A 22496-nucleotide genomic window follows, 5' to 3' on the forward strand; every position below is an offset into this window, starting at 1 on the left:
CCTCTCCCCTTTGGGGAGAGGGGTTGGGGTGAGGGGCGAGGGTGAAACTACCGCTTCTTACCCACCGCTCTTCTGCGCTTGTCCAAATCCTTAATCAGCCTATTCACCCCGTCATCGGCAAACATCTTCTCAAGCGTTGTGGACAGCTTGCGACGCCAGTTCTTGTACTGATAGCTGGTGCCCGGGATGTTCACCGGCTCCGCCATATCAATCCAGTCTTCCGGCTGCAGGCCCAGCAGAGCGCTGTTACTGTCGGCAATATAGCGCTGCAAACCACGGTTAAGCGTGGAGGTCATCGACATCAACGACGCCTTATGCCCGGCGCGTTTCGGCAGACAGCCATGCTTGTGCAGCGCATCCAGCAGCCCCTGTTTGGAAAGTTCGCGATCCTGATACAGGCCGCGCAGAACCTCTTCATCAGGATAGAGTCCCAGCGTTTTGCCGAGCGTCAGGTCGCCGCTTTCCCAATAGCCACGAAGCGTAGGAAGGTCATGCGTCGTCGCGACTGCCATTGACTGTTCAGGGTACGCTTTCGGCGCGCGGAAGGTTTTCTCATGGTCGTTTTCAAAATAGAGCACTTTGTAGGAGTAGACGCCGCTGTCGCGGAGCTTACTGACAATTTCCACCGGCACGGTACCGAGATCTTCACCGATCACCATGCACTGGTGACGCTTACTTTCCAGCGCCAGGATCGACAGCAGATCGTCAACCGGGTACTGCACGTACGCCCCGTGATCGGCCGTTTCACCGTACGGGATCCACCACAGGCGCAGCACGGACATCACGTGGTCGATACGCAGCGCCCCGCAGTTCTGCATGTTCGCGCGCAGCAGGTCGATAAACGGCTCGTAGGCGCGCGCCGCCATCACGTGCGGATCCATCGGCGGCAAGCCCCAGTTCTGGCCGAGCGGGCCAAGGATATCCGGCGGCGCGCCGACGGAGGCTTTCAGACAGTAAAGCTCGCGGTCACACCAGGTTTCCGCACCGCCTTCCGCCACGCCGACGGCCAGGTCACGATACAGGCCAATCGGCATCTTGTAGCCCTGGCTCACCTGCCAGCAGGCGGCAAACTGGCTGTACGCCAGCCACTGCAGCCACAGGTAGAAGTCCACCTCGTCAGCGTATTTTTTGCAGAAGGCTTTCACTTCAGGCGTGTCGACGGTCTGATACGCTTCCGGCCAGACCGGCCAGCCCCAGCGCATTTCGTCCTCTTTCACCTGATACGCGTGCAGCGCATCAAACGCCGCCTGCCAGTACAGGCTCTCGCCCTCCTGGGTGACAAACTGACGGAAGGCCGTCATCTGCTCGTCATCGCGCTTCGCAAAATCTTTCCATGCCAGACGCAGTGCCGCCATTTTCAACGCGGTGACGGTGGCGTAGTCCACCCAGTCGGCGTCGCGCGCCTGCTTCAGCGCGTGCTGCGTGGTACTGAGGTTCCACCACGCTTGCGCCTCTTTGCTGTTTTTGAAGTCATCTAACGCGTTAACGTCGATGTAAATCACGTTCAGCCAGCGACGGGACGACGGGCTGTACGGGCTGGCACTTTCCGGGTTCGCCGGATAAAGCGCATGGATCGGGTTGAGGCCGATGAACGCGCCGCCGCGCTCGCCCACATCCACCAGCATCTTTTTCAGGTCGCCAAAATCACCGATGCCCCAGTTGTTGTCCGAACGCAGGGTGTAGAGCTGCACGCAGGCGCCCCACAGCTTTTTACCTTCGAGCAACGCCTGCGGCTCGTAGCAGCGTTTTGGTGCAACGATCACCCGGCAGTGGAAACGCAGGTCATCCTGGGTGAGCGTTAAGGTGTGATAGCCCTCCGGCAGCTTCGCCGGAAGGTTGAGCGTTTTGCCACCGGTAGCGTGGCCTTTGTGCTGATGTCCCTCTTCGGTGGTGAGCAGCCAGCTAAACTCGCCGCGTCCCTCCACCGCCAGCGGCATCTTTTTGCCTGCAGTGAAGACCTTCACGTTCGGCACCGGTGCAACCGACGCTTTCGCGTCGGCTTTGTGCATGGCATCCAGCAAACGTCTTTTGGTGTCGGCGCCAATAGACTGCGGTTTGCCGTGCGCATTAATGTAACTGAGGCTGATCCCCGCCGCCTGCGCGGCACTGTCCAGACGTTTACTCTCCATCGCGCTTCCTTAGCGTTTTGCCTGCCAGATACGGGCCTGATAATCACGGATTGAACGGTCAGAGCTGAACATGCCGCAGCGGGCGGTGTTCAGGATGCACGCGCGGGTCCACGCTTCCTGGTCGCAATACAGCACGTCGACCTGTTTTTGCGCTTCAACGTAGGCCGTGAAGTCCGCCATCACCAGATACGGGTCACCGCCGTGTTTGTCCATGCTGTGCAGCATCTGGTCAAACGCGTGCTTGTCGCCGTCGCTGTATTTGCCGCTTTCCAGCTCTTTCAGCACCGCGTCCAGCACTTTGTCTTTCTTACGCCATTTCACCGGGTCGTAGCCTTTGGCCTTGATGGCTTTCACCTCTTCCACGGTATGGCCGAAGATGAAGATATTCTCTTCACCGACCTTCTCGGCGATTTCGACGTTTGCTCCGTCGAGCGTACCGACGGTCAGCGCGCCGTTCAGCGCCAGCTTCATGTTGCCGGTACCGGACGCTTCTTTCCCTGCGGTAGAGATCTGCTCGGAGATATCCGCCGCCGGGATCAGCATTTCAGCCGCCGAGACGCAGTAATCCGGCAGGAACACCACCTTCAGCTTGTCGCCCACTTTTGGATCGCTGTTGATCGCCGCCGCCACTTTGTTGATGGCGAGGATAATGTTTTTCGCCAGGTAGTAGCCCGGCGCCGCTTTCGCACCGAACAGGAACACGCGCGGCACACGGTCGGCCTGCGGGTTCTCGCGGATCTCTTTGTACAACGCCAGAATGTGCAACAGGTTCAGGTGCTGGCGTTTGTACTCGTGCAGACGTTTGATCTGGATATCGAAAATGGCATTCGGGTTGATCTCAATCCCGGTACGCACTTTCACAAACTCCGCCAGGCGAACCTTGTTCTCCAGCTTGATCGCGCGGTACTGCTCGCGGAATTTCGCGTCGTCAGCCTGTTTTTCCAGGTTGATGAGCTGGTCCAGATCGTTGGCCCACTCTTTCTTCAGGGTCTTGTCCAGCAGGCCAGCCAGCAGCGGGTTGCACTGCTTGATCCAGCGACGCGGCGTGATGCCGTTGGTCACGTTGTGGAATTTGGTCGGCCACAGCTGGTGGTATTCCGGGAACAGATCTTTCACCACCAGGTCCGAGTGCAACGCGGCCACGCCGTTAACGGCAAAGCCGCTGACAACGCACATGTTCGCCATGCGCACCTGCTTATCGTGCACCACCGCCAGCTTCGCCCAGACCGCTTTGTCGCCCGGCCAGGTTTTATCCACCAGCGTTTTAAACTGGTCGTTAATCTTGTTGATGATCTGCATATGACGCGGCAGCAGCGTTTTCACCAGCTTCTCATCCCAGCACTCCAGCGCTTCCGGCATCAGGGTGTGGTTGGTGTAGGCAAAGGTACGGCTGGTGATGGCCCAGGCGTCGTCCCAGCTCAGCTGATGTTCGTCGAGCAGCACGCGCAGCAGTTCCGGGATGGCAATGGTCGGGTGCGTGTCGTTGAGCTGAATCACTTCGAAGTCCGGCAGCTGCGCCAGCTTGCGGCCCGCCAGGTGATGGCGACGCAGAATGTCCGCCACGCAGCAGGCGCACTGGAAGTACTGCTGCATCAGACGCAGCTTTTTACCCGCCAGGTGGTTGTCGTTCGGGTAGAGCACTTTCGTCAGCTTCTCGGCGTCGATACCCTGCTGCTCGGCGCGCAGGAAATCGCCGTCGTTGAATTTGGTCAGGTTAAACGGATGCGCATGCTTCGCCTGCCACAGACGCAGCGGCTGCGCCACGCCGTTACGGTAGCCGAGCACCGGCAGATCCCAGGCTTCACCGGTAAGGGTGAACGCCGGTTCCCAGAGTCCCTGCTTAGTGACTTTCCCGCCAATGCTGACCTGCACATCGAGCTGCGCGTTGTGGCGGAACCACGGATAGGTGTTGCGATGCCAGTCGTCCGGCGCTTCCATCTGATGGCCGTCGGCAAATGACTGACGGAACAGGCCATACTGATAGTTCAGACCATAGCCAATCGCGGACTGACCAACGGTTGCCATAGAGTCAAGGAAGCAGGCTGCCAGGCGCCCCAGACCACCATTCCCCAGCGCCGGGTCGGTCTCTTCTTCCAGCAGGTCGGTCAGGTTAATGTCGTGTTCTTTCAGTACATCGCCGACGTCCTGATACCAGCCGAGGTTCAGCAGGTTGTTGCCGGTCAGGCGGCCAATCAGGAATTCCATCGAGATATAGTTCACGTGACGCTGGCCTTTAACAGGCTTCGCCACCGGTTGAGCATCCAGTTGCTCTGCGAGCGCACCGCTCACCGCCTGCCACCACTGGTGAGGCGTCATCTCGTTTGCAGCACGAAGGCCAAAACGCTGCCACTGACGCGTCAGGGCAGCCTGGAATTGAGCTTTGTTGAAGGTAGGCTGTGACATAGGGAATTGGCATCCTGTAGAAAGAAAACACATGTTGGCGCTAGTGTGCCTGGCTCATTCCGCCTCTTCCTCCTCCTGTGGGGGATTAGACAGGGAGGAGTAGCGGGGATGAGCATAAAAGTGTGATCGAGGCCACTCTGTAAGTGTGCACGGCGGGAGAAAAGATATCCTGGAAGAGTGTCAAAAAAATGAAATGCAGTTTCGCAAGAAATTATTCCACGCGGAAATGATTACTTACGTACAATAATATTTCTGCAATCGGGTAATAACTAAGGCGATTATTAATTTCCCTTAACTTTACCAGCAGTATATTAAATTTAACGTCACTATCCCTTTCTGAAACCAGTTTCAGCGCAGCCGCAACACAACCATACAAGCCAGCATTGACGGGGCATCAAAGACCTTTCCAGAAAGTTCCATCATCTGCCTGAATGTTTTGTGACAGAGTGCAAATTCACAGCCACCAAATCCAGACATAACTTGCAATAGTTAACTTATTGGCCGACCTTATATCCATTAATTACGAAGCGCAAAAAAAATAAAATCTCTCGTTCCCCACAGTGAAGTGAAACCTATGTTGATTCCGTCTAAATTAAGTCGCCCGGTTCGTCTTGACCATACAGTGGTCCGCGAGCGTCTGCTGGCTAAACTTTCCGGCGCGCATAATTTCCGACTGGCGCTGGTTACGAGTCCTGCAGGTTATGGAAAAACAACGCTCATTTCGCAATGGGCCGCAGGTAAGAGCGATCTCGGCTGGTACTCCCTTGATGAGGGCGATAACCAGCAGGAGCGTTTTGCCAGCTATTTGATTGCCGCCATTCAACAGGCCACCAACGGGCACTGCGTCGCCAGTGAGGTGATGGTGCAAAAGCGCCAGTACCCCAGCCTGTCTTCCCTTTTCTCACAGCTGTTTATCGAACTGGCCGAATGGCATCGCCCGCTTTATGTGGTGATTGATGACTATCATCTGATCACAAACCCGGTGATCCACGAGTCGATGCGCTTCTTCCTGCGCCATCAGCCGGAAAACCTGACCTTAGTTGTCTTGTCGCGTAACCTGCCGCAGTTGGGTATTGCCAACCTGCGCGTGCGCGATCAGCTTCTTGAGGTGGGCAGCCAGCAGCTGGCCTTCACCCACCAGGAAGCGAAACAGTTCTTTGACTGCCGCCTGACCTCACCGATTGAGGCCGCCGAAAGCAGCCGCCTGTGCGATGATGTCGCGGGCTGGGCCACGGCGCTGCAGCTGATCGCGCTCTCTGCCCGGCAAAACAACAGTCCGGCGCATCAGTCTGCGCGACGTCTGGCGGGCATCAACGCCAGCCACCTTTCTGATTATCTGGTGGATGAGGTGCTGGACAGCGTCGATCCCTCCACCCGTAATTTTTTGCTGAAGAGCTCCCTGCTGCGTTCCATGAACGATGCGCTGATCGTGCGCGTCACCGGCTGTGAGAACGGCCAGCTACAGCTTGAAGAGATTGAACGTCAGGGGCTGTTTCTGACGCGCATGGACGACCCCGGCGAGTGGTTTAGCTATCACCCGCTGTTTGGCAGCTTCCTGCGCCAGCGCTGTCAGTGGGAACTGGCGGTTGAACTGCCGGAAATTCACCGCGCCGCAGCAGAAAGCTGGATGGCACAAGGCTTCCCGAGCGAGGCCATCCACCACGCGCTGGCCGCCGGTGATGCCAGCATGCTGCGCGATATCCTCCTCAACCATGCATGGGGCCTGTTCAACCACAGCGAGCTGACGCTGCTCGAAGAGTCGTTAAAAGCGCTGCCGTGGGAAAGCCTGCTGGAGAACCCGCGTCTGGTGCTGCTTCAGGCCTGGCTGATGCAGAGCCAGCATCGCTACAGCGAAGTTAACACCCTGCTGGCGCGTGCCGAGCAGGAGATGGAAAGCGAAATGGATGCCACCCTGCACGGCGAGTTCAACGCCCTGCGCGCTCAGGTGGCCATTAACGACGGCGACCCGGACGAAGCTGAGCGGCTGGCAATGGTCGCGCTGGATGAACTGCCGCTGGCTAACTTCTACAGCCGCATCGTTGCGACCTCGGTGCACGGCGAAGTGCTGCACTGCAAAGGCGACCTCACCCGTTCGCTTTCACTGATGCAGCAAACCGAGCAGATGGCACGTCGGCACGACGTATGGCACTACGCGCTGTGGAGCCTGATCCAACAGAGCGAGATTTTATTTGCGCAGGGGTTCCTGCAGGCCGCCTGGGAAAATCAGGAAAAAGCGTTCCAGCTGATTCGTGAACAGCATCTGGAACAGCTGCCGATGCATGAGTTCCTGTTGCGTATTCGCGCTCAGCTGCTGTGGGCATGGTCACGTCTGGATGAGGCCGAAAGCTGCGCCCGTCAGGGTGTAGACGTACTCTCCAGCTTCCAGCCGCAGCAGCAGCTACAGTGTCTGGCGCTGCTGGTCCAGTGTTCGCTGGCGCGTGGGGATCTGGATAATGCCCGCAACCACCTTAACCGCCTGGAGAACCTGCTCGGCAACGGTCAGTACCACAGCGACTGGGTGTCAAACGCCGATAAGGTTCGGGTGATTTACTGGCAGATGATCGGCGATAAAAAGTCCGCCGCCAACTGGCTGCGTCAAACACCGAAACCGGAATTTGCTAACAACCACTTCCTGCAGAGCCAGTGGCGGAACATTGCCCGCGCGCAGATCCTGCTGGGTGAGTTTGAACCGGCTGAGATCGTGCTGGAGGAGTTAAACGAAAACGCGCGCAGCCTGCGGCTGATGAGCGACCTGAACCGCAACCTGCTGCTGCTGAACCAGCTCTACTGGCAGGCCGGGCGTAAAAATGACGCCCAGCGCGTGCTGCTGGAAGCGCTACAGCTGGCTAACCGCACCGGGTTTGTCAGCCACTTTGTCATTGAAGGCGAAGTCATGGCGCAGCAGCTGCGCCAGCTTATTCAGCTCAATACGCTGCCGGAACTGGATCAGCATCGCGCTCAGCGTATTCTGCGCGAGATTAACCAGCACCATCGCCATAAGTTCGCGCATTTCGATGAGAACTTTGTAGAACGTCTGCTTAACCACCCGGAAGTCCCGGAACTTATCCGCACCAGCCCGCTCACTCAGCGTGAATGGCAGGTTCTCGGGCTGATTTATTCCGGCTACAGCAACGAGCAGATTGCCGGCGAGCTGGCGGTGGCGGCGACCACCATCAAAACGCATATCCGCAATTTGTATCAGAAGCTGGGTGTGGCGCATCGACAGGATGCGGTGCAGCATGCGCAGCAATTGTTGAAGATGATGGGGTACGGCGTGTAGGTTTTGTGCGGCCTGATGCCCTCACCCCGCCCCTCTCCCACAGGGAGAGGGAGAAAGGCTTTTCAACACAACTCTAACTGCAAATTATTATCTTTAATCACCTGCATCACGCCCGCTGGCGGCATCACGTCGGTATAAACCGCATCCACCATGCTGATGCTGCCCATGTTCACCATCGCGTTACGGCCAAACTTGGAATGGTCTACCACCAGCATCACGTGGCGTGAGTTTTCAATAATCGCGCGTTTGGTGCGCACCTCGTGATAATCAAACTCCAGCAGCGAGCCGTCGCTGTCGATGCCGCTGATCCCCAGAATGCCGAAGTCGAGGCGGAACTGGGAGATAAAATCGAGCGTCGCTTCGCCAATAATCCCGCCGTCGCGGCTGCGCAGTTCGCCGCCCGCGAGGATGATGCGGAAATCGTCTTTCTGCATCAGGGTATTGGCCACGTTCAGGTTGTTCGTCACCACGCGCAGGTTCTCGTGATCCAGCAGCGCATGGGCCACCGCTTCCGGCGTGGTGCCGATATCAATAAACAGCGTCGCCCCGTTTGGGATCTGGCTGGCGACCTTGCGGGCAATCCGCTCTTTCTCTGCCGTCTGCGTGGCTTTACGGTCATGCCAGGAGGTATTGACCGAGCTGGACGGCAGCGCCGCCCCGCCGTGGTGGCGCAGAATGCGGTTCTGATCGGCCAGGTCGTTCAGGTCACGACGGATGGTTTGTGGACTGACGGCAAACTGCTCCACCAGCTCTTCGGTGCTGACGTATCCCTGTTTTTTAACCAGTTCGATAATGGCGTCATGACGTTGTGTTTGTTTCATCAATTATCCCTGAGAATTATGTTCGTTTTCGCGCACGGAGCGTGTCGGCGAAGGCCATCGCCAGCCCCACGGCCAGCCCGGTGACGTGCGCACCGTTGGCGATAGACATACCAAACAGATCAAACCATCCGGCAATTAGCCATATTAACGCAAAGGTTATCAAACCGCGTTGCAGATAGATGCCGCTTTCAGGGTCGCGTTCGCCTCTGAGCCAGACATAGCCCATCAGGGCGTACACCACGCCTGACAATCCGCCAAACCACGGGCCGCTGAATTTATGCTGCACATAGCCGCTCAGCAGGGCGCTAATAATGGTGATAACGATCAGCTTGCCGCTGCCGAGCCGCTTCTCCACGATACCGCCGAGATACCACCACCACAGCAGGTTAAAGAGGATGTGCATCACCGAGAAGTGCATCAGCGCGTGGGTAAAGTAGCGCCAGACGTCAAACTGCAGCGACGGATCGTACGGCCACGCCAGGGCAATCATTACGCTCTGGTCGCCCACCACGTTCATGATAATGAAGACGATAATGCAGGCCGCCATCAGCAGCAGCGTAAACGGCCCTGCGCGTTCGCGGATGGTGGCAAGGAAGGGAAAACGACTGTAGTGCAACCCGCTGCCGGTGTGGCCGGATTGCCAGCTTGCCGCCAGATAGCGCGGATCGCCAGGGTTCTCAAGGAAACGCGCCAGTTCTTCATTTACGCGCGCGGCCTGGCTCTCGTCGGCCAGCCAAACGTCGGTCTGGTTATGTTGCTGAATGGTCAGGATAACGCCCTGCGTCGCCATATAGTCGACAAACGCCTGGGCGACGCGCGGGTTGGTAAAGGAGGTAATCATCAACATCGGCGACGGTCGCTTATTTCCACACAAAAGGGGACAGTATAGCGGGATCAGCGCTCAAAAGCGTATTCCACTTCTGCCGGGAAATGACGATGCCATGCATCGAAGCCGCCGTCGACACTGTACACCGCGTCGTAACCCTGCTGAAGCAGATACTGCGCCGCGCCTTTGCTGCTGTTGCCGTGGTAGCACATGACCATTACCGGCGTCTCGCGAAGTCGTTATCGCGCATAAACGCGCCCAGCGTGTCGTTGGTGAGATGGAACGCGCCCGGCGTGTGGCCCATCGCAAAGCTTTGCGGATCGCGGATGTCCACCAGCACCGCTTTTCCCTGGTGCATCTTCTGGTGGGCTTCTTCTACGTTAATACATTCAAACTGATCCATGGTGTTCTCATCTTATATTCGGGGGTGGTGCGTTTTCCCCTCACCCTACCCTCTCCCTGAGGGAGAGGGAAACGGATCCCCCTCTCCCCGTGGGAGAGGGCTGGGGTGAGGGCATCAGACCGCACTATTTTACCCCGTAGTGTACGTCCTGGCGGCGGGTAAACGCCATTATGTTATCCATATCACTCTAAATTGTTTTTTTGATGTTACCAAAAGCGCGTTCCTTTGCTATTATGAGCGATATCGAACATTTCTGAGCTTTAACGAAAGTGCGTGAGGGTGTTATGGAAACCAAAGATCTGATTGTGATAGGCGGTGGCATCAACGGTGCCGGTATTGCGGTCGATGCCGCAGGACGCGGTTTATCCGTGCTGATGCTGGAAGCTAACGATCTCGCATGCGCGACCTCGTCCGCCAGCTCCAAACTGATCCACGGTGGCCTGCGCTACCTGGAACACTACGAATTCCGCCTGGTCAGTGAAGCACTGGCCGAACGCGAAGTGCTGCTGAAAATGGCCCCGCATCTGGCTATTCCGATGCGCTTCCGCCTGCCCCATCGCCCGCATCTGCGTCCGGCGTGGATGATCCGAATTGGTCTGTTTATGTACGATCATCTGGGTAAGCGCACCAGCCTGCCGGGTTCGAACGGTTTGCGTTTTGGCTCAGAATCGGTCCTTAAGCCTGAAATCGTGCGCGGTTTCGAATATTCCGACTGCTGGGTGGACGATGCGCGTCTGGTGCTGGCGAATGCGCAGATGGTAGAGAAAAAAGGCGGCGAGGTGAAAACCCGTACCCGCGCCACCGCCGCGCGTCGTGAAAACGGTCTGTGGATTGTGGAAGCGGAAGACGTGGATACCGGCGAGAAGTTCAGCTGGAAAGCGCGCGGTCTGGTGAACGCCACCGGCCCGTGGGTGAAGCAGTTCTTCGATGACGGCATGCACCTGCCTTCTCCGTACGGCATCCGCCTGATCAAAGGCAGCCACATTGTGGTGCCGCGCGTGCATACCCAGAAGCAGGCCTACATTCTGCAGAACGAAGATAAACGCATCGTGTTTGTCATCCCGTGGATGGACGAGTTCTCGATCATCGGCACCACCGACGTGGAGTACAAAGGCGATCCGAAAAACGTCGAGATCGACGAGAGCGAAGTGAACTACCTGCTGAAAGTGTATAACGCGCACTTTAAGAAGCAGCTGGCGCGCGATGACGTGGTCTGGACCTACTCCGGCGTGCGTCCGCTGTGCGATGACGAGTCTGACTCACCGCAGGCCATCACCCGCGACTATACGCTCGATATTCACGACGTAGACGGCCAGGCGCCGCTGCTGTCGGTGTTTGGCGGCAAGTTGACCACCTATCGCAAGCTGGCCGAGCACGCGCTGGAAAAACTGGCACCGTACTATAAAGGCATTGGCCCGGCATGGACCAAAGGCGCGGTTCTGCCTGGCGGTGATATCGGCGATAACCGCGATGATTACGCCGCGAAGCTGCGCCGTCGTTTCCCGTTCATCACCGAAGGCATGGCGCGCCACTATGCCCGCACCTACGGCAGCAACACCGAGCTATTCCTGGGTGACGCGAAAGCGCTAGCCGATCTGGGCGAGCATTTCGGTCATGAGCTGTATGAAGCCGAGCTGCGTTACCTGGTGGAGCACGAGTGGGTTCGCCGCCTGGATGATGCCATCTGGCGTCGTACCAAAGAGGGGATGTGGCTCAACGCCGAGCAGCAGTCTCGCGTGGCGCAGTGGCTGCAGCAGCAGCATGCGGGAAAGCGTGAATTGTCACTCGCGTCCTGATGTAAAAAGCCGGGTGGCGGCTCCGCCTTACCCGGCCTACTCTATCCCGTAGGCCCGGTAAGCGCAGCGCCACCGGGCAATGTTTTTACAACCGCACAGGATCAATATGCCAGATCGTCTCGGCATACTCCTTGATGGTCCTGTCAGACGAGAAATACCCCATATTGGCGATGTTATGCATCGCAGTGATGGTCCACTTCTCCTGCTGACGATACAGCTCGTCCACCCGGTCCTGACAATCCACGTAGCTGCGATAATCCGCCAGCACCTGATAGTGATCGCCAAAGTTAATCAGCGAATCCACCAGGTCCCGGTAGCGTCCGGGCTCTTCAGGATTAAACAACCCGGTCGCGATTTGGGTCAGCACCTGACGTAGCTCTTCATCCTCTTCATAATACTCACGCGGTTTGTAGCCCTGCCTGCGCAGTTCCTCCACCTCCTCCGTGGTATTGCCGAAAATAAAGATATTCTCTTCCCCCACATGCTCCAGCATCTCGACGTTCGCGCCGTCCAGCGTGCCGATGGTCAGTGCGCCGTTCAGAGCAAACTTCATGTTACTGGTCCCGGACGCTTCCGTCCCCGCAGTGGAAATCTGCTCTGAGAGATCCGCCGCCGGGATGATCAGCTGCGCCAGGCTCACGCTGTAGTTAGGGATGAAAACTACCTTCAGCTTGTCGCCGATGTCCGGATCGGTATTCACCACCTTCGCCACGTCGTTAATCAGGTGAATAATGTGCTTCGCCATGTAATAAGCGGAAGCCGCCTTACCGGCAAAGATCTTCACGCGCGGCACCCAGTCAGCCGTAGGGTCGGCCTTGATACGGTTGTAGTGCGTGATCACATGCAGCACGTTCATCAGCTGGCGTTTGTACTCGTGAATACGTTTGATCTGCACGTCAAACAGCGCTTTCGGGTTCGCCACCACGTTCAGATGCATCGCCAGCCAGACCGCCAGACGCTTTTTGTTGAGGAGCTTGGCTTCACGCACGGCTTTATTCACCGTCGGGAAATCAATGTGCTGTTCCAGTTCGCTCAGCTGGCTCAAATCGGTGCGCCAGGTGCGGCCGATATTCTCGTCCAGCACGTCAGACAGCGGCGGGTTCGCCAGCGCCAGCCAGCGGCGCGGCGTGACGCCATTGGTCACGTTGCAGAAACGCGTCGGGAAGATCTTCGCAAAATCCGCAAACAGCGACTGCACCATCAGGTTCGAGTGCAGCTCGGATACCCCGTTGACCTTGTGGCTGATCACCACCGCCAGCCAGGCCATGCGCACGCGGCGACCATTGGATTCATCGATGATCGACGCACGGCTCAGCAGGCCGGTATCGTTCGGGTACTGCTCCTGCAGGGTCTTGAGGAAGTAGTCGTTAATTTCAAAGATAATCTGCAGGTGGCGCGGCAGAATTTTGCCGAGCATATCCACCGGCCAGGTTTCCAGCGCTTCGCTCATCAGCGTGTGGTTGGTGTACGAGAACACCTGACAGGTCACTTCAAAGGCGTCATCCCAGCTGAACTTATGTTCGTCGATCAGCAGGCGCATCAGTTCCGGAATGGAGAGCACCGGATGTGTGTCGTTGAGGTGAATCGCCGTTTTCTCCGCCAGATTGGCGTAGGTTTTGTGCAGCTGATGATGGCGGCTGAGGATGTCCTGAATCGTTGAGGAGACGAGGAAATACTCCTGACGCAGGCGCAGCTCGCGGCCCGAGTAGGTCGAATCGTCCGGATACAGTACGCGGGACACGTTCTCGGAGTGGTTTTTATCTTCCACTGCCGCAAAGTAGTCGCCCTGGTTAAATTTACCGAGGTTGATCTCGCTACTGGCCTGGGCATTCCACAGGCGCAGCGTGTTGGTGGCGTCGGTGTCGTAGCCGGGGATGATCTGGTCATAGGCTACGGCGAGGATCTCTTCGGTTTCGACCCAGCGGGATTTTTTGCCTTCCTGCTGAATACGCCCGCCAAAGCGCACTTTATAGCGCGTGTTGTGACGCTTGAACTCCCCCGGGTTGCCGTATTCCAGCCAGTAATCCGGGGACTCTTTCTGGCGGCCATCAACGATGTTCTGCTTGAACATACCGTAGTCGTAGCGGATGCCGTATCCGCGGCCCGGCAGCGCCAGCGTCGCCAGCGAGTCAAGGAAGCAGGCGGCAAGACGTCCCAGACCACCGTTTCCGAGGCCGGGGTCGTTCTCTTCGTCGATCAGCTCTTCTAAATCCAGCCCCATCTCTTCCAGCGCGGTTTTGACGTCGTCATAAATCCCGAGCGACAGCAGCGCGTTGGCGAGGGTGCGGCCAATCAAAAATTCCATCGACAGATAATAAACCTGACGCGTTTCCTGCGAGAGCTGGGCGCGATTGGAGCGCAGCCAGCGTTCGACTAAACGGTCACGCACCGCAAACAGGGTGGCGTTCAGCCACTCGTGTTTGTTGGCGATAACCGGATCTTTCCCGATGGTGAACATCAGCTTGTAGGCGATGGAGTGCTTTAACGCCTCAACGCTGAGCGTGGGTGAAGAGTAGCTAAATGGAGCGTTCATATCAGTAACTTCGCCTCGTTACATCAAGCGTTGATAAAGGTCGCGGTAGGACTGCGCCGCAACGTGCCAGCTAAAGTCCATGGACATCGCCTGACGTTGTACGTAACGCCACAGCGATGGACGGGACCACAAGACGAACGCACGCCGGATCGCGCGAAGCAGCGACCAGGCATTACTGTCCTCAAAAACAAAGCCGCTGGCGATACCGTCCGCCAGGTTTTCCAGAGAGCTGTCGGACACCGTATCCGCCAGCCCGCCCGTGCGGCGTACCAGCGGCAGCGTGCCGTATTTCAGGCCGTAGAGCTGCGTCAGGCCGCAGGGTTCAAAGCGGCTCGGCACCAGAATGACGTCTGCCCCACCCATAATGCGGTGCGAAAATGCTTCGTGATAACCAATCTGCACGCCCACCTGCCCCGGATGTTCTGCGGCGGCGGCAAGAAAACCTTCCTGTAGCACCGGATCGCCCGCGCCGAGCAGCGCCAGCTGGCCGCCCTGTTCCAGTAGTCCCGGCAGCGCTTCGAGCACCAAATCCAGCCCTTTCTGGTTGGTCAGGCGGCTGACCACGGCGAACAGCGGCACTTTGTCGTTCACCTTCAGCCCCATCGCAATTTGCAGCTGGCGTTTGTTTTCGGCTTTGTCTTCCACCGAATCGCGGCCATAGCGCGCAGCCAAAAGGAGATCGGTATCCGGACTCCAGATCTTTTCATCCACGCCGTTCAGAATGCCCGACAGACGGCCTTCACGGTGGCGCTGTTGTAACAGCCCTTCCAGACCGTAGCCAAACTCGGGCTGGGTGATTTCACGCGCGTAGGTTGGACTCACCGCCGTGATGTGATCGGCGTAGTACAGCCCCGCCTTCAGGAACGAGATCTGCCCGTTAAACTCCAGACCGTGCATGTTATAGAACGACCATGGCAGATCGATGTCATTCATATGATGGGCATAGTACATGCCCTGATACGCCAGGTTGTGCACCGTAAAGACCGATTTGGCCGGATGACCTTTCGCCGCCAGATACGCAGGCGCCAGGCCAGCATGCCAGTCATGCGCGTGTACAACATCCGGTCGCCAGAACGGATCCAGCCCGACGGCCATCTCCGCCCCCACCCAGCCGAGCAGCGCAAAGCGCAGCACGTTGTCGGTATAGGCGAACAGGTTCGTATCGTGATACGGACTGCCTGGTCGGTCGTACAGGTGAGGCGCGTCGATCAGGTAAATCCCTACGCCATTGTAATGTCCAAATAGCAGGGTGATGCGTCCGGCGAAGGTTTCACGGCGGGTAACGACCTTTGCATCAGGAATACCACGCCGGATATCCGGGAAAGCGGGCAACAGGACTCGGGTATCCACCCCACCGGCGATTTGCGCCGCCGGTAATGCGCCAAGAACGTCCGCCAGCCCGCCCGTCTTCAGCAACGGGAACATCTCAGAACATACGTGTAAAACCTGCATCATCGCTCCTGTTTGATTTGCAGCTTCCGCAACATTTCCCGTGTGACTAACACGATCCCCTCTTCAGAACGGTAGAAGCGACGCGCATCTTCTTCCGCGTTTTCACCAATCACCATCCCTTCAGGGATGACGCAGGCACGGTCGATCACGCAACGGCGAAGACGACACGAGCGCCCTACCCAGACATCCGGCAGCAGGACTGCCGAGTCGATATTACAGAATGAATTCACACGCACGCGGGGGAACAGCACGGACTGCACCACCACGGAGCCGGAGATAATGCACCCGCCGGAAACCAGCGAGTTCAGCGTCATGCCGTGGCTGCCGGAGCGGTCCTGCACGAACTTCGCGGGCGGCAGCGATTCCATGTGGGTGCGAATCGGCCAGTTCTGGTCGTACATATCCAGTTCAGGCGTAACGGACGCCAGGTCGAGGTTCGCTTTCCAGTAGGCTTCCAGCGTACCGACGTCGCGCCAGTAAGGTTCCGCATTCGGGTCTGACTGCACGCAGGACAGCGGGAAAGGATGTGCATACGCCATGCCAGCTTTGGTGATTTTCGGGATGATGTCTTTACCGAAGTCGTGGCTGGAGTTTTCGTCTTTGTCGTCTTCTTCCAGCAGCTCATAAAGGTATTCTGCATCAAAGATATAGATCCCCATGCTGGCGAGCGATTTGGTGTCATCTCCCGGCATGGTCGGCGGGTTCGCCGGTTTTTCAACAAAGTCGATAATCTTGTCGTCGGCATCCACGTGCATCACACCAAACGCCGTCGCCTCAGCAACGGGCACCGGCAGACACGCCACGGTGCAGCGCGCCCCTTTTTCGACGTGGTCGATGAGCATGTGCGAGTAGTCTTGCTTGTAGATGTGGTCACCCGCGAGGATGACGATATATTCCGCGCTGTAGCGGCGAATAATGTCGAGGTTCTGGGTCACCGCATCCGCCGTGCCGCGATACCAGTTTTCCCCGTGAACGCGCTGCTGCGCCGGGAGCAGATCGACAAACTCGTTCATCTCTTCGCTAAAGAACGACCAGCCGCGCTGGATATGCTGCACCAGCGTGTGCGACTGATACTGAGTAATGACGCCAATGCGGCGAATGCCAGAGTTGAGGCAGTTGGAGAGCGCAAAGTCGATAATACGGAACTTACCACCAAAGTGAACGGCCGGTTTGGCGCCCTTGATGGTCAAATCTTTCAGACGGGTTCCACGCCCGCCCGCGAGTATCAGGGCAACAGTTTTTAATGGTAGCTGGCGCGCCAACATTAACGGATCGTTCTTCTCTAATCTAACCATGACTAACTCCTTTTTTATCATCTTTGGAATACGCACACTCCGTGCGCAGGCCCGTGCCAGACAGCCATAACAACCGGATTATCCGCTCCGGCAAAGGGGGGAACGGCTCGCCACTCCCCGTCAGGTAAAACAATCTCTGCGACGTCATCCGTCGCGTTCAGCGTGACCAGCCACGTATCCGAGAGCAGGATTTGCACACAGGTTATGCCGTGTTGCCACTCTTGCGCGCTCAGCGGTTGCGCGTCTTTATTCAGCCAGCGAACGTTGCCGTCGCCCTCTTCCCACCAGCTATCGGCGGTAAGCGCCGGGATTTGCTGGCGAAGGTGGATCAGCGCCGCGGTGAAATGGGTCAACCCGCTGTTTGCTTCTCCCCAGTCGAGCCAGGTTAAGGTGTTATCCTGGCAATAGGCGTTGTTGTTGCCGTGCTGGCTGTGGCCATGCTCGTCGCCCGCCAGCAGCATCGGCGTGCCCTGCGACAGCAAAAGCGTCGTGAGCAGCGCGTGAACGCCGGCGCGTCGCCGCTCGATCACGTCCAGACTTCCGCCTAACCCTTCTATACCATGGTTAAAGCTATGGTTATTGTTAGTCCCATCGCGATTCTCCTCACCGTTTGCCTCATTGTGTTTCTGATTGAAACAAACGCAGTCGCGAAGCGTGAAACCGTCGTGCGCCGTTACCAGGTTGATGGTGGCCGACGGACGTTTCCCGTCGCGCTTAAAGAGATCGCTGGAACCAGCAAAGCGTCCTGCGAATTCCCCCAACGACAGATCGCGCGCCAGCCAGAAGCGGCGGACGGCATCGCGGTAGTGATCGTTCCACTCGGCAAACAGCGGCGGGAAATTTCCCACCTGATAGCCGCCCTCACCGATGTCCCACGGCTCGGCAATCAGCTTCACCTGCGATAACACCGGGCAATTTCTGATTGCCTCAAACAGCGGTGCCTGCTGGCTGAACGCCGGCGTGCGCCCCATGACGGGGGCCAGGTCGAAACGAAAACCGTCAACATGGAAGGTTTCCACCCAATATTTCAGGCACTCATACGCATAATGCGTCACCGCCGGATGGCTGAGATTGAGCGTGTTACCGCAGCCGGTCCAGTTGGCGTAATCACCATCTTCCCTGATCCAATAATAGCTACGGTTATCAATTCCGCGCTGCGAGAGCGTCGGGCCCTCGAGATCGCTTTCGGCACTGTGGTTGAGCACCACGTCCAGAATGACCTCAATGCCCGCCGCGTGGAGTGCCTTCACCGCATCGCGGAACTCGTCCCGGGCTTTTTCAGGATGGGCGGCATAGCGGGGTTCAAGGGCGAACATTGCCAGCGGGTTGTAACCCCAGTAGTTGCTCAGACCAAGGCGCTGTAACCGCGGCTCGCTGGCGAAATGCGCCACGGGCAGTAGCTCCAGCGCGGTGATCCCTAAGTGCTTCAGGTAGGCAACTAGCGTCGGATGCCCGAGCGCTTTATAGGTCCCGCGCATCTCTTTGGGAATCGACGGGTGCAGATACGTCAGCCCTTTCACATGCGCTTCGTAAATGACGGTATTGCCCCACGGCGTGCGCGGCGGGGCATCGTCTTCCCAGTCGTAGAGGTCGTTCACCACCACGCTTTTTGGCGCGAGCGGCGCACTGTCGCGGTGGTCGGGTTCACCGTAGCCGACGTGGAATATCGGGTCGTCTTTAAACTCGCCGTCCACACGGTGCGCACACGGGTCAATCAACAGCTTCGCCGGGTTAAACCAGTGTCCCTGTGAAGGCTCCCATGCGCCGTGAACGCGAAAACCGTAGTGCATTCCCGGACGCCCGCCGGACAGGTAACCGTGCCAGATATCCCCCGTGCGGGACGGTAAATCGTAACGGTGCTCGTTACCTTCCCCGTCAAACACACAGAGTTCTACCCGCTCCGCGTGCGCAGAAAAGAGCGTGAAGTTCACCCCCTTCCCGTCAAAGCGCGCCCCGAGCGGTTCGGGATTACCTGCCGTTAGCTGCGTCATTCCCCCTCCCGCACCAGCCAGATGGTGCTTAGCGGCGGCAGCGTCAGGCTCAGGGAATGAGGACGCCCGTGGCTTTCGAGAGCATCGCTCTGCACCAGACCGCCGTTACCCGCGTTGCTGCCGTGATAATGCATGGAATCGGTGTTCAGTATTTCGCGCCATTTCCCCGCCTGGTTAATGCCGAAGCGGTAATGTTCGCGCGGCACCGGCGTGAAGTTGCTGGCAACGATAATTTCATTGCCCGCTTTATCGCGGCGTACAAAGACAAATACCGACCGTTCACGATCGTCCACCACCAGCCACTCGAAGCCGTACGGGTCAAAATCCAGCTCGTGCAGCGCTTTGTGGTGGCGATAGGTCAGGTTCAGGTCACGCACCAGACGCTGTACGCCGTGGTGCCAGTTATCACCGCCTTCCAGCAGGTGCCAGTCGAGGCTGGAATCGTGGTTCCACTCTTGGCCCTGCGCGAATTCATTGCCCATAAACAGCAGTTTCTTGCCCGGGAAAGCGAACATCCAGCCGTAGTAAGCGCGCAGGTTGGCAAACTTCTGCCACGCGTCGCCCGGCATGCGGTCAAGAATGGATTTTTTGCCGTGCACCACTTCATCATGCGACAGCGGCAGCATGAAGTTTTCGGTGTAGTTGTAGAGCAGCCCGAAGGTGAGCTTGTCGTGGTGATACTGACGGTGAACCGGGTCGAGCTTCATGTAGTCGAGCGTGTCGTGCATCCAGCCCAGGTTCCACTTGTACCAGAAGCCCAGGCCCCCCATTGACGGAGGGCGAGAGACGCCGGGGAAGTCGGTGGACTCTTCCGCCATCGTCACCGCGCCTTCCACCTGCTCGCCGAGAATGCGGTTGGTGTTGCGCAGGAACTCAATGGCTTCCAGATTTTCACGGCCGCCATACTCGTTCGGGATCCACTCCCCCTCTTTACGGCTGTAGTCGCGGTAGATCATCGACGCCACCGCATCGACGCGCAGAGCATCAATACCGAAACGCTCGATCCAGTACAGCGCGTTGCCTACCAGGAAGTTCGTCACTTCACGGCGACCGTAGTTATAGATCAGCGTGTTCCAGTCCTGGTGATAGCCTTCGCGCGGGTCGCTGTGCTCATACAGCTTCGTGCCGTCAAATTCCGACAAACTGAAATCATCAGACGGGAAGTGGCCGGGCACCCAGTCGAGGATCACGTTCAGCCCGGCGGCATGCGCGGCATTGATGAAATAGCGGAAATCATCGCGCGTGCCGAAGCGGCGCGTTGGCGCATACAACCCGGTAGGCTGGTAGCCCCAGCTTCCGTCGAACGGGTGTTCATTAACCGGCAGCAGCTCAAGGTGAGTAAAGCCCATCCATTTGGCGTACGGCACCAGCTGATCGGCCAATTCACGATAGCTGAGCCAGAAGTTATTATCGGTGTGGCGACGCCAGGAGCCGAGATGCACCTCATAGACGGAGATTGGCGCGTCGAAGCGGTTGGCCTGCTTGCGTTCTTCCGTCTGGACGACCTTCTCCGGCAGCCCACAAATCAGCGACGCGGTATCCGGGCGCATCTGCGCTTCAAAGGCATACGGGTCAGCTTTAATGCGCAGCTTGCCGTTGGCATCGATCATCTCGAACTTATAGAGCTGACCGTTTTGCGCGCCGGGGATAAACAGCTCCCAGATGCCGGTTTCACGGCGCAGGCGCATCGGATGACGGCGGCCATCCCAATAGTTGAACTGCCCGACAACGGAAACCCGCCGGGCATTCGGTGCCCACACGGAAAAGCGCGTGCCGGTGATCCCGTCCATGGTATCGGCATGCGCGCCCAGCGTTTCATACGGCCGCAGGTGAGTCCCTTCGGACAGCAGCCAGGCGTCCATCTCTTTCAGGAGCGGGCCGAAGCTGTAAGGGTCGTCAATCAGGTTCTGCTGGCCGTGCCAGATGACGGCAAGCTGATAGCGAAAAGGGTTTTTACGACGGGGCATCACGCCCGAGAAGAAGCCACGAGAATCGAGGCATTCCAGATTGCCGACCTTGCGGCCGGTTTTGGGTTCAATCACCCAAACTTCTGTGGCATCCGGCAACAGCGCCCGAACTTCCAGTCCAGCCTCCGTTCGGTGCATCCCAAGCACAGAAAAGGGGTCAGCAAAATGACCCGCAATAAGCGCATTAATCACGTCTCTATCCACACGATCGGACATGGTATTCATCCTGTTTTTTATGTCGTCCTTTTTACGCGCTCCGGGACGACTTTTAATGTGACCTGAACGGGACAGCACAAATATGTGCATCCTTTCTGCTCCGTTCGAACCTCAGGTAAGAAATGACTCTTCCTTAAAGCATAGCCAACGCTCTAAATGACTCCTGATAAAAAATAAGACATCCGCGTGTTACTCCATGTAGTACGCAAAAAAAAGGGGTGAAAATCACCCCCGGTATTTAACAAATTATTACGCCAGCTGGCGCAGCATGCGGCGCAGCGGTTCGGCTGCCCCCCACAGGAGCTGGTCGCCGACCGTGAACGCGGAGAGGTACTCCGGCCCCATGTTCAGCTTGCGCAGACGGCCAACCGGCGTGGTCAGCGTGCCGGTGACGGCTGCCGGGGTCAGTTCGCGCATGGTGATATCGCGATCGTTTGGCACCACTTTCGCCCACGGGTTGTGTGCGGCCAGCAGCTCTTCCACGGTCGGAATAGACACATCTTTTTTCAGTTTAAGGGTGAAAGCCTGGCTGTGGCAGCGCAGCGCGCCGATACGCACGCAGAGGCCGTCAACCGGAATGGTGTTCGCGGTCGCGAGGATTTTGTTGGTCTCAGCCTGGCCCTTCCACTCTTCACGGGTCTGGCCGTTATCCAGCTGTTTGTCGATCCACGGGATCAGGCCACCGGCCAGCGGTACGCCGAAGTTGTCCACTGGCAGCTCGCCGCTGCGGGTCAGCTGAGTAACCTTACGCTCGATATCAAGAATCGCGGACGCCGGGTTTGCCAACTCGGTCGCGACGCTCTGGTGCAGCTGGCCCATCTGGGTCAGCAGCTCGCGCATGTGACGCGCGCCACCGCCGGACGCGGCCTGGTAGGTCGCCACTGAGACCCACTCCACCAAATCCTGCGCGAACAGGCCGCCGAGGGACATCAGCATCAGGCTGACGGTACAGTTGCCGCCAACAAAGGTTTTCACGCCGTTGTTCAGGCCGTCGGTGATCACGCCCTGGTTAACCGGGTCGAGAATGATGATGGCATCGTCCTTCATGCGCAGCGAAGAGGCCGCGTCAATCCAGTAACCCTGCCAGCCGCTTTCACGCAGCTTTGGATAGATTTCGTTGGTATAATCGCCGCCCTGGCACGTCACAATAATGTCGAGTGCCTTCAGCGCTTCCAGATCGTAAGCATCCTGCAACGTGCCTGTGGTACCACCAAAGGACGGAGCAGCCTGGCCGAGCTGGGAAGTGGAGAAGAAGACCGGGCGGATAGCGTCGAAATCGCGCTCTTCAACCATGCGTTGCATGAGTACAGAGCCGACCATACCGCGCCAGCCGATAAAACCAACGTTTTTCATAGCATTTTTTTCCTGCTGAGGGTGTGTGCTG

General features: G+C 57.8%; 12 protein-coding genes and 1 pseudogene. 2 read left to right on the forward strand and 11 right to left on the reverse strand.

Going from position 1 to position 22496, the window contains the following annotated elements:
• Window positions 1–47: 47 nt before the first annotated feature.
• Window positions 48–2129 (reverse strand): 4-alpha-glucanotransferase, encoded by a 2082-nt coding sequence (gene malQ, locus ENTMO_RS0122305; RefSeq protein WP_010436431.1) that lies wholly within the window; start codon window positions 2127–2129, stop codon window positions 48–50.
• 9 nt (window positions 2130–2138) lie between these two features.
• Window positions 2139–4532, reverse strand: coding sequence for a maltodextrin phosphorylase (gene malP / locus ENTMO_RS0122310; protein WP_010436436.1), 2394 nt, complete (start codon window positions 4530–4532; stop codon window positions 2139–2141).
• 574 nt (window positions 4533–5106) lie between these two features.
• Here malP and malT point away from each other — a divergent pair.
• Complete coding sequence (gene malT, locus ENTMO_RS0122315) at window positions 5107–7812, forward strand: HTH-type transcriptional regulator MalT (RefSeq protein WP_010436439.1); 2706 nt, start codon at window positions 5107–5109, stop codon at window positions 7810–7812.
• Window positions 7813–7874: 62 nt separating this feature from the next.
• Here malT and ENTMO_RS0122320 read toward each other — a convergent pair whose 3' ends face one another.
• The 3 genes and pseudogenes from ENTMO_RS0122320 to glpE all read right to left on the reverse strand — a co-directional run bounded on the left by ENTMO_RS0122320 (window position 7875) and on the right by glpE (window position 9862).
• Complete coding sequence (locus tag ENTMO_RS0122320) at window positions 7875–8633, reverse strand: DeoR/GlpR family transcriptional regulator (RefSeq protein ID WP_008503060.1); 759 nt, start codon at window positions 8631–8633, stop codon at window positions 7875–7877.
• Window positions 8634–8649: 16 nt separating this feature from the next.
• Window positions 8650–9480 (reverse strand): rhomboid family intramembrane serine protease GlpG, encoded by an 831-nt coding sequence (gene glpG, locus ENTMO_RS0122325; RefSeq protein WP_010436442.1) that lies wholly within the window; start codon window positions 9478–9480, stop codon window positions 8650–8652.
• A 47-nt stretch (window positions 9481–9527) separates the two neighbouring features.
• A pseudogene (gene glpE / locus ENTMO_RS24460) lies at window positions 9528–9862 on the reverse strand (thiosulfate sulfurtransferase GlpE).
• 284 nt (window positions 9863–10146) lie between these two features.
• Between glpE and glpD the strand changes: the two are divergent.
• Complete coding sequence (glpD, locus tag ENTMO_RS0122335) at window positions 10147–11658, forward strand: glycerol-3-phosphate dehydrogenase (protein WP_010436444.1); 1512 nt, start codon at window positions 10147–10149, stop codon at window positions 11656–11658.
• Window positions 11659–11743: 85 nt separating this feature from the next.
• Here the strand turns inward: glpD and glgP are convergent, their stop codons facing one another.
• The 6 genes from glgP to asd all read right to left on the reverse strand — a co-directional run bounded on the left by glgP (window position 11744) and on the right by asd (window position 22465).
• Window positions 11744–14191 (reverse strand): glycogen phosphorylase, encoded by a 2448-nt coding sequence (glgP, locus tag ENTMO_RS0122340; RefSeq protein ID WP_010436446.1) that lies wholly within the window; start codon window positions 14189–14191, stop codon window positions 11744–11746.
• An 18-nt stretch (window positions 14192–14209) separates the two neighbouring features.
• Window positions 14210–15643, reverse strand: a complete 1434-nt coding sequence (glgA, locus tag ENTMO_RS0122345) for a glycogen synthase GlgA (RefSeq protein WP_010436448.1) — start codon at window positions 15641–15643, stop codon at window positions 14210–14212.
• The gene (gene glgC / locus ENTMO_RS0122350) at window positions 15643–16938 is read right to left on the reverse strand and encodes a glucose-1-phosphate adenylyltransferase (protein WP_010436450.1); all 1296 of its coding nucleotides are present in this window, start codon (window positions 16936–16938) and stop codon (window positions 15643–15645) included. Before glgC ends, glgA begins: the two co-directional genes overlap by 1 nt.
• A gap of 17 nt (window positions 16939–16955) precedes the next feature.
• Window positions 16956–18929, reverse strand: a complete 1974-nt coding sequence (glgX, locus tag ENTMO_RS0122355) for a glycogen debranching protein GlgX (protein ID WP_010436452.1) — start codon at window positions 18927–18929, stop codon at window positions 16956–16958.
• Window positions 18926–21112, reverse strand: coding sequence for a 1,4-alpha-glucan branching enzyme (glgB, locus tag ENTMO_RS0122360; protein WP_010436454.1), 2187 nt, complete (start codon window positions 21110–21112; stop codon window positions 18926–18928). The genes glgX and glgB overlap by 4 nt, the downstream gene beginning before the upstream one ends.
• Before the next feature lie 249 nt (window positions 21113–21361).
• Complete coding sequence (gene asd / locus ENTMO_RS0122365; RefSeq protein ID WP_010436455.1) at window positions 21362–22465, reverse strand: aspartate-semialdehyde dehydrogenase; 1104 nt, start codon at window positions 22463–22465, stop codon at window positions 21362–21364.
• Window positions 22466–22496: the final 31 nt, after the last annotated feature.

It is taken from the genome of Enterobacter mori LMG 25706, from assembly GCF_000211415.1.
GTDB lineage: Bacteria > Pseudomonadota > Gammaproteobacteria > Enterobacterales > Enterobacteriaceae > Enterobacter > Enterobacter mori.

Bases quoted from the DNA above. Each gene is read 5' to 3' on its own strand.
- malQ (WP_010436431.1), bottom strand. From the start codon at position 2,129: ATGGAGAGTAAACGTCTGGACAGTGCCGCGCAGGCGGCGGGGATCAGC.
- malP (WP_010436436.1), bottom strand. From the start codon at position 4,532: ATGTCACAGCCTACCTTCAACAAAGCTCAATTCCAGGCTGCCCTGACG.
- malT (WP_010436439.1), top strand. From the start codon at position 5,107: ATGTTGATTCCGTCTAAATTAAGTCGCCCGGTTCGTCTTGACCATACA.
- ENTMO_RS0122320 (WP_008503060.1), bottom strand. From the start codon at position 8,633: ATGAAACAAACACAACGTCATGACGCCATTATCGAACTGGTTAAAAAA.
- glpG (WP_010436442.1), bottom strand. From the start codon at position 9,480: ATGTTGATGATTACCTCCTTTACCAACCCGCGCGTCGCCCAGGCGTTT.
- glpD (WP_010436444.1), top strand. From the start codon at position 10,147: ATGGAAACCAAAGATCTGATTGTGATAGGCGGTGGCATCAACGGTGCC.
- glgP (WP_010436446.1), bottom strand. From the start codon at position 14,191: ATGAACGCTCCATTTAGCTACTCTTCACCCACGCTCAGCGTTGAGGCG.
- glgA (WP_010436448.1), bottom strand. From the start codon at position 15,643: ATGCAGGTTTTACACGTATGTTCTGAGATGTTCCCGTTGCTGAAGACG.
- glgC (WP_010436450.1), bottom strand. From the start codon at position 16,938: ATGGTTAGATTAGAGAAGAACGATCCGTTAATGTTGGCGCGCCAGCTA.
- glgX (WP_010436452.1), bottom strand. From the start codon at position 18,929: ATGACGCAGCTAACGGCAGGTAATCCCGAACCGCTCGGGGCGCGCTTT.
- glgB (WP_010436454.1), bottom strand. From the start codon at position 21,112: ATGTCCGATCGTGTGGATAGAGACGTGATTAATGCGCTTATTGCGGGT.
- asd (WP_010436455.1), bottom strand. From the start codon at position 22,465: ATGAAAAACGTTGGTTTTATCGGCTGGCGCGGTATGGTCGGCTCTGTA.